The following is a 7,134-nucleotide window of genomic DNA, read 5'->3' on the forward strand; positions in this document are numbered from 1 at the left end:
GGCACCTGTCGGGTCGGTGGCGACGGACGTCACGGCGCCCGGGACCACGCCGATTCCGGCCCGGAGGGGCCCGGGCGGTAGTCTGCGGACGTGGTCCTTCCCCTACTCCTCCTCGTGGTCGCGCTGTGCGTGGCCCTCACCGGATGGGCCGTCTGGTTCGTGGTCCGCGACCGCGCGGTCATCCTCAACCAGCTCTGGGGCGGGGCCGTGATCGAGGCCCTCGTGCTGGTCCAGGCCGTGATCGCCGCGGTGGCCGGCGCCCGGGGGCAGGGTGCGGGAGACCCGCTCCTGTTCTGGGGCTACCTGGCGACCACGCTGGTGATCCTCCCGGTCGCGGCGCTCTGGGCGTTCGCCGAACGGACCCGCTGGAGCTCGGTCGTGCTCGCTGTCGCCGGTGTGACCGTGGCGTTCCTCGAGTGGCGCCTGTGGCAGATCTGGAGTGGAGCGTGACGGTGGAGCAGCACTCCGGCCGGACGGGACGCGGCCTGGGCCGTGTCCTCGTGACGGTCTACGGCATCCTCGCCTTCGCCGCGACGGGCCGGTCCACGTACGAGCTCGTGACCAAGTTTGCCGAGGCGCCGGTCGCGTACTCGCTCTCGACCCTCGCGGCTCTCGTCTACATCCTGGCGACGGTCGCCCTCGCGCTCGGGGGCCGCGGCTCCTGGCGTGCCGTCGCGTGGGCCGCTGTCAGCGTCGAGGCCGTGGGCGTCGTGGCGGTGGGCACGCTGTCCCTGCTGGACCCGGCCGCGTTCGGCGAGTCCACCGTGTGGTCCGGGTACGGTCAGGGCTACGGGTATGTCCCCCTCGTCCTGCCGTTCGTGGGCCTGTGGTGGCTGCGGCGCACGCGCCCCCGGAACGCCGACGCGTTCCCCGATGCGAAGGAGGCAGTGTGACCCTGCCGTACTCCCTGCTGTTCAGCGCGGTCTTCAAGCGGATGGACCCTGAGCAGGCGCACGAGCTGGCGTTCGGCCTCATCGAGCGTGTCGGCGGGATCCCTGTGGTGCGCGACGTGGTGCAGGGCGCACTCGCTCCCTACCTCGGTGCCGGCATCGGGGGTCCCGGGTCCGTCCGGGTCTTCGGACGTGTGGTGCCGGCCCCGTTCGGGCTGGCGGGCGGGTTCGACAAGAACGCCCGTGCCGTTCGCGGCCTGACGATGCTCGGCTTCGGCTTCGTGGAGATCGGCACGGTCACGGCCCACGCGCAGCCCGGCAACGAGAAGCCCCGCATGTGGCGCGAGCTCGACGTGCGTGGCGTGCGGAACCGCATGGGCTTCAACAACGAGGGCGCGGAGGTGGCGGCCGAGCGGCTGCGCGCGCTGCGCACCACGGCGGCGGGCCGGGCGGTCGTCGTCGGCGCCAATATCGGCAAGACCAAGGCGACGCCCGCCGAGGACGCTCCCGCCGACTACGCGGCGTCGGCCCGGCTGCTGGCCCCCTGGGCCGACTACCTGGTCGTGAACGTCTCGTCCCCGAACACCCCCGGCCTGCGCGACCTCCAGGCCACGTCGTCGCTGCGGCCCATCCTCGAGGCGGTCCGCGCTGCGGCCGACGACGCCACCGGGGTCGCCCACGGCGGCCGCCGCACCCCGCTGCTCGTCAAGATCGCCCCCGACCTGGCCGACGCGGACGTCGACGAGGTCGCCGACCTGGCGCGCGAGCTCGGGCTCGACGGCGTGGTCGCGGTGAACACGACGATCGGCCATGACCGCGGACCGGGCGGGCTCTCCGGCCCCGTGCTGCGGGCACGCGGCCTGGCCGTCGTGTCGCGGCTGCGCGCACGGCTCGGCGAGGGCGCCGTCATCATCGGCGTGGGCGGCATCACCACGGCCGACGACGTCCGCGCCTACCTGCGTGCGGGTGCCGACCTCACGCAGGGGTACACGTCGTTCATCTACGAGGGCCCCTTCTGGGCGGCGCGCATCAACCGCGCGCTGACCCGGTCCGCCGGGTCCGCGGCCAGCGGGAGGCACGAATGATCCGCCCGCAGTGGGAGTGGGCCCTGGACGACGCCGAGGGGCGTCGCCTGCCCGAGCCCGTGACCCCCGTGTTCACGGCGCAGTACGACGCCGAGCAGTGGCTGGGCGAGCACTGGCGGGCGCTCGCCGACGCGGGTGCCGTGGTGGCCCGCCTGCTGCACGACGGGAACCAGGCCGCCCCGCCGGTCGAGCTCCGGATCCCGTAGCCGCGACCTCGCCCGCCGGCTCCGTGCCCGTGCGTCCGACGACCTGCCGGTCAGGCGAGCTCGGCCAGGGCCGCCGTGACCGTCGTCCGGTCCGCGTCGCTCAGGTCCGACGCCGCCAGGGTCTCCAGCTGGTCACGGGCCCCGGCCTCCGTGGCGGCGTCCTCGAGGCGTACCGCCAGCTCGACGAGGAACGCGAGAGCCGGCACCCGCTCGGCGACCGGCGCGTCGGCCGTGCGGCGCAGGGCGCCCGCGAGGACCTTGAGGGCCTGCGCCTCGTCCCCGTGCGAGTCGGCGAGCACGACCGCGTTGTCGAGCGCACGGGCGACCGGGCCGCCGTCGGACGCGGTCCAGGGAGCGGTGGCGTTCCCGCTCGAGGTGACCGGGGCGCCGTCGGCCGGGTCGGGGGCGCGGCTGATCCGCACCCAGTTGCCCGCGGGGTCCACGAGGCTGAACCCCGAGAGACCGCCGTTGTTCGCCCGGCGCCGCGGCCGGGTCAGGCGAGGGAGCCCCGAGACGGGCACCTTCCCGTGGCGCGCCCGCAGGCCCGTGGCGAAGAGCTCGTAGAGCGGCTCGGTGTCGGCGACGACGATCACGCACGTGGAGTGGCTCTGCGCCGGGTCCCAGTCAGGCATGCCGTAGTAGTGCAGGGCGATCGTGCCCCGCTCGAGGGCGACGTGCGGGTTGGGCCGGGTCTGCCGGTAGGTGAGCGTGAGGCCCAGGTCCTGCCAGAAGGCGGCGAGCTCGTCGACGTCCCCGCAGGGGAGCAGGGGGACCATCCGGGCGGAGGCTACGACGTCGTCCAGGGTCATCCCGCCACCTTAGGCTGCCGGGGTCAGGTACCGTCGCCGCATGCCCCAGCTCGTCGCCCCGACTGTCAGCCTGCGCGGATCCTGGCTCGAGGCGCAGGCCGAGTCGGAGCCCGGCGCGCACATGGACGGTGCCGGGCTCCGCAGCGGCGACGACGTCGGCACCGAGTCCGGCTTCGCGACCTGGGTGGCCCGGCTGCAGGCGGCCGGCCCGGCAGCCCCGGACGACGAGACGCCCACCACCTACTGGTGGGTGGCCGACGGCGACACCTACCTCGGCGCCGTCGAGCTCCGGCACCACCTCGACGCCTTCCTCCTCGACACGGGGGGCCACGTGGGCTACAGCGTGCGCCCCTCGGCCCGACGACGCGGTGTGGCGACCTGGGCGCTGGGAGCGGCCCTCGACGAGGCGCAGGCCCGCGGGTTGCGGCGCGTGCTCGTGACCTGCGCCGCCCGGAACACCGGCTCGGCGCGGGCGATCGAACGCAACGGCGGCGTCCTGGAGGACGTGCGGCGCACGGCGGTGGGGCGCGTGCGCCGGTACTGGGTCGAGCGCGCGCCCATGTGACCGGTAGCTACCGGCCCGACGCACCAGGCCCGCCGACCCGTTCCCAGGCACGCGCCAGCGCGGGGACGGCGAGCGCCAGGTCCTCGCGGGTGCGCGTGTAGGTGAGGCGCACGTGGTCGCGCGCGGACCCGTCGGGCGTGAAGACCGGTCCGGCGTTGACGAGGACGCCCTCCGCGGCGGCCGCGGCGGTGAAGGCCTGCGCCACGGGCAGGCCGAGGTCCACCCACAGGCAGAGCCCGCCGGGCGGAACCGGCACGCGCCACCCGGGGAGGGCGTCGTGGAGCAGGGCGAGGGTGGTGTCACGGCGTTCGCGCAGCCCGGCCAGGCGCCCGGGCAGCACCTCGGCCCGGCGCCCGAGCAGCTCGGTCACCGCGAGCTGCTCCAGCACCGCCGTGGCGATGTCCATGGACTGCCGGGTGCGCGCGAGCCGGGCGACCACCTGCACGTCGGCCCGGACCCAGCCCACCCGGAGACCGCCCCAGAACGTCTTCGACGCCGAGCCGACGGTCACGAGGTGGGGCGACGTTCCCGCGCCGGCGAACGGGTCGGTGATCTCCGCCTCCGGGTCCAGCGCGAGCTCGGTGAGCGTCTCGTCGCCCACCACGGTGACGCCGTACCGGTCGGCGAGGGCGCGCACGGCCGCGCGACGCTCCACGTCGAGCGACGCGCCGGTGGGGTTGTGGAAGTCGGGGACCAGGTAGACGAGCCGCGGCCGGGTCTGCCGGATCGCGGACTCGAGCTGTTCGACGTCGCCCGCCCGTGCCCCGACGAGACGGCCGCCGGCTCGCCGCAGCGCCTCCATCGCGTGGTAGTAGGTGGGCGACTCGACCACCGCGGGGTCACGCTGCCCCAGGAACGTCTGCGCCACCAGGGTGATCGCCTGCTGGGCGCCGGTCGTGACAAGGATCTGGTCCGACGTGGTCGGTACGCCGCGCTCGCGGTACCGCGCGGCGATGGCCTCGCGCAGCGGCTCGATCCCGAAGTGCGCATACCCGCCCGTCCCGAGGTACGCGGGCAGCGCCTCCAGGGCGCGGGCGAACGCGTGGTGCAGGGCCGGCGGGGCGGCGGGCGTGGCCTGGGCGAGGTCGAGAAGGTCGACGAGGCTGGTGGGGCTCGCGGCCCCGGACCCGGCGAGGGAGCCTGAGGCGAGGGGCGTCGCCTCGGCGGGCGGCTCCGTGGGTGCGCCGGCCGCCCGGGGCGGGCGGACGCCGTCGGGCGACGTGGTGAGCCGGGCGTCGAGCAGGCTGCCCGACGGCGCCCCCGGGGGGTCCTGGGCGGGCGCGTCGCCCGCGACGGGGCGCGGGGCGAGCGTCCGGAAGCCACCGCGGGGCAGGACCGCCACCGTGCCGGACCCCACCCGGCTCACCGCGAAGCCGAGCTCACGCAGGCGGGCGTAGGCGGCTGCGGTCGTGGTGCGCGAGACGCCGAGGGCCGCCGCCAGCTCGCGCTCGCTCGGGAGCCGGGTCAGCGGTGCGAGCGTGCCGGCGAGGACCGCCGCACGCAGCGCGTCGGCGAGGGCGACGTACGCGGGGCCGCCCGCGTGCCACCCCGCGAGGAGGCGGGTGGCGCCCGCGGGAGAGAGGTGGCGCAGCACCGTGTCGGTGGCGGTTCGGGTGGCCATGGGGCCACTGTGCTCGGATTGGCTATGGATAGCAAGGCCAATGGCGGGGGAGGGTGGGGCCATGACCGACCTTGCCAGCACACCAGCCCTCGACGACGACCAGCCGACCGCGGCACCCGCCCCGGCGTCCGCCCCGGGTGCTGTGGCGCCCGCCCCGGCGCCCCCCGCGGCCGTGCCGCTCGCGGCGACGGTCCCTCGGATGTCGCCGGTGCGTCGTGGCGTCCAGCTGGTCGTCGGCCTCCTCGGCTATTCCCTCTCCATGGCGATGCTGCTGCACGCCGGCCAGGGCGGCATGCCGTGGGACGTGCTGCACCAGGGCGTGGTCCGGAGCACGGGCCTGCCGTTCGGCGTGGTGGTCGCGGCGGCGAGCGTCCTGGTGCTGCTGGCCTGGATCCCGCTGCGGCAGCGGCCCGGCATCGGGACGGTGGCGAACGTGGTGGTGATCAGCCTCGCGGTGGACCCCGCCCTGATGGTGGTGCGGGCCGTGGCGCCCGAGCCCGGGATCGCCGTGGCGGTGGCCCTCGCCCTCGGTGGCGTGGTGCTCAACGGCGTGGCGACGGCCGCGTACATCGGCGTGCGCCTGGGCCCCGGCCCGCGCGACGGCCTGATGACGGGGATCGTCGCCCGGACGGGCTGGCCGGTCCGTGTGGTCAAGACGGCCATCGAGGTGGCCGTGGTGCTGGCCGGTCTGGCGCTCGGCGGAACGTTCGGCTGGGCCACGGTGGTGTACGCCCTGGGCGTCGGCGTGGTGGTGCAGGCGGCTGTGCGGTTCGTCGCGCCGCAGGGCCTGGCGGCGGTCCGCCGCTAGCCCGGCGCCCGTGGCCGGCGGCGGACCGCCGCCGGCCCTGGCGAGGCGGTGGCGAAGGCCTCCGAGACGGTTCGATTCGTTTCGATCCGGCGTCGTAGGGTGTGTTCATGCCCAACTACCGGTACCTCGGAAACAGTGGTCTCAAGATCTCGGAGATCACCTACGGCAACTGGCTCACCCACGGCTCGCAGGTGGAGAACGACGTGGCGACGGCGTGCGTCCACGCCGCCCTCGACGCCGGCATCTCGTCCTTCGACACGGCGGACGTCTACGCGAACACCAAGGCCGAGCAGGTGCTCGGCGACGCCCTGAAGGGTCAGCGGCGCGAGTCGCTGGAGATCTTCACCAAGGTCTACTGGCCGACCGGCCCCGGCGGCCCCAACGACACCGGCCTGTCGCGCAAGCACATCATGGAGTCGATCAACGGCTCGCTGACGCGCCTCGGGACCGACTACGTCGACCTGTACCAGGCCCACCGCTACGACACGGAGACCCCGCTCGAGGAGACGATGCAGGCGTTCGCCGACATCGTGCGCCAGGGCAAGGCCCTCTACATCGGCGTGAGCGAGTGGACGGCCGACCAGCTCCGCGCGGGCCACGCCCTCGCGAAGGACCTGGGCTTCCAGCTCATCTCCTCGCAGCCCCAGTACTCGATGCTGTGGCGCGTCATCGAGGACGAGGTGATCCCGGCCTCGAAGGAGCTCGGCGTGTCCCAGATCGTCTGGTCGCCCATGGCGCAGGGCGTGCTCTCCGGCAAGTACCTGCCGGGCCGGCCCGCGCCCGAGGGGTCGCGCGCGACGGACGAGAACGGCGGCGCCCGGTTCATCCAGCGCTTCATGACCGACGAGGTGCTCACCGCGGTGCAGCAGCTCAAGCCGATCGCGGCCGAGCTGGACCTGTCGATGGCCCAGCTGTCGATCGCCTGGGTGCTGCAGAACGAGAACGTCGCGGCGGCGCTCGTCGGCGCGTCGCGCCCGGAGCAGGTCGCGGAGAACGTCAAGGCGTCCGGCGTGGTCATCCCGGCGGAGCTCATGGCAAAGATCGACGAGGTGCTCGGCGGCGTGGTCGAGCGCGACCCCGCCAAGACGGCCGAGGGCGCGCCGAAGGCCCGCGTCGCCTGACCTGACGTTCGCTGTGGGTATGGCTGTGG

At 74.8% G+C, this 7,134-nt stretch carries 9 protein-coding genes; 7 read left to right on the forward strand and 2 right to left on the reverse strand.

Annotated elements, in window-relative coordinates; all coding sequences use genetic code 11:
* Window positions 1-90 precede the first annotated feature (90 nt).
* Genes AC060K_RS21280 through AC060K_RS21295 form a run of 4 tightly spaced genes read left to right on the forward strand, consistent with a single transcriptional unit; the run spans window position 91 to window position 2,181 of the window.
* Complete coding sequence (locus AC060K_RS21280) at window positions 91-450, forward strand: hypothetical protein (protein WP_483767279.1); 360 nt, start codon at window positions 91-93, stop codon at window positions 448-450.
* Window positions 426-893 (forward strand): hypothetical protein, encoded by a 468-nt coding sequence (locus AC060K_RS21285; protein WP_483767280.1) that lies wholly within the window; start codon window positions 426-428, stop codon window positions 891-893. The genes AC060K_RS21280 and AC060K_RS21285 overlap by 25 nt, the downstream gene beginning before the upstream one ends.
* Window positions 890-1,975 carry a quinone-dependent dihydroorotate dehydrogenase gene (locus AC060K_RS21290; RefSeq protein ID WP_483767281.1) on the forward strand — a complete coding sequence of 362 codons (1,086 nt, stop codon included), beginning with the start codon at window positions 890-892 and terminating at the stop codon, window positions 1,973-1,975. Before AC060K_RS21285 ends, AC060K_RS21290 begins: the two co-directional genes overlap by 4 nt.
* Window positions 1,972-2,181, forward strand: coding sequence for a hypothetical protein (locus tag AC060K_RS21295; protein ID WP_483767282.1), 210 nt, complete (start codon window positions 1,972-1,974; stop codon window positions 2,179-2,181). The genes AC060K_RS21290 and AC060K_RS21295 overlap by 4 nt, the downstream gene beginning before the upstream one ends.
* A 50-nt stretch (window positions 2,182-2,231) precedes the next feature.
* Here AC060K_RS21295 and AC060K_RS21300 read toward each other — a convergent pair whose 3' ends face one another.
* The gene (locus AC060K_RS21300; protein WP_483767283.1) at window positions 2,232-2,990 is read right to left on the reverse strand and encodes a VOC family protein; all 759 of its coding nucleotides are present in this window, start codon (window positions 2,988-2,990) and stop codon (window positions 2,232-2,234) included.
* A 40-nt stretch (window positions 2,991-3,030) separates the two neighbouring features.
* Here AC060K_RS21300 and AC060K_RS21305 point away from each other — a divergent pair, with 40 nt between their 5' ends.
* Window positions 3,031-3,555 (forward strand): GNAT family N-acetyltransferase, encoded by a 525-nt coding sequence (locus tag AC060K_RS21305; RefSeq protein WP_483767284.1) that lies wholly within the window; start codon window positions 3,031-3,033, stop codon window positions 3,553-3,555.
* Window positions 3,556-3,562: 7 nt separating this feature from the next.
* On the opposite strand, the gene AC060K_RS21310 is transcribed toward AC060K_RS21305, so the two are convergent.
* On the reverse strand, window positions 3,563-5,176 hold the full coding sequence (locus AC060K_RS21310; protein WP_483767285.1) for an aminotransferase-like domain-containing protein: 1,614 nt from the start codon (window positions 5,174-5,176) through the stop codon (window positions 3,563-3,565).
* A gap of 61 nt (window positions 5,177-5,237) precedes the next feature.
* Here AC060K_RS21310 and yczE point away from each other — a divergent pair, with 61 nt between their 5' ends.
* Both yczE and AC060K_RS21320 read left to right on the forward strand, forming a co-directional pair.
* On the forward strand, window positions 5,238-5,984 hold the full coding sequence (yczE, locus tag AC060K_RS21315) for a membrane protein YczE (RefSeq protein ID WP_483767286.1): 747 nt from the start codon (window positions 5,238-5,240) through the stop codon (window positions 5,982-5,984).
* A gap of 107 nt (window positions 5,985-6,091) precedes the next feature.
* Complete coding sequence (locus AC060K_RS21320; protein ID WP_483767287.1) at window positions 6,092-7,105, forward strand: aldo/keto reductase family protein; 1,014 nt, start codon at window positions 6,092-6,094, stop codon at window positions 7,103-7,105.
* Window positions 7,106-7,134: the final 29 nt, after the last annotated feature.

The sequence above is a fragment of the Antribacter sp. NEAU-D49 genome, assembly GCF_057158775.1.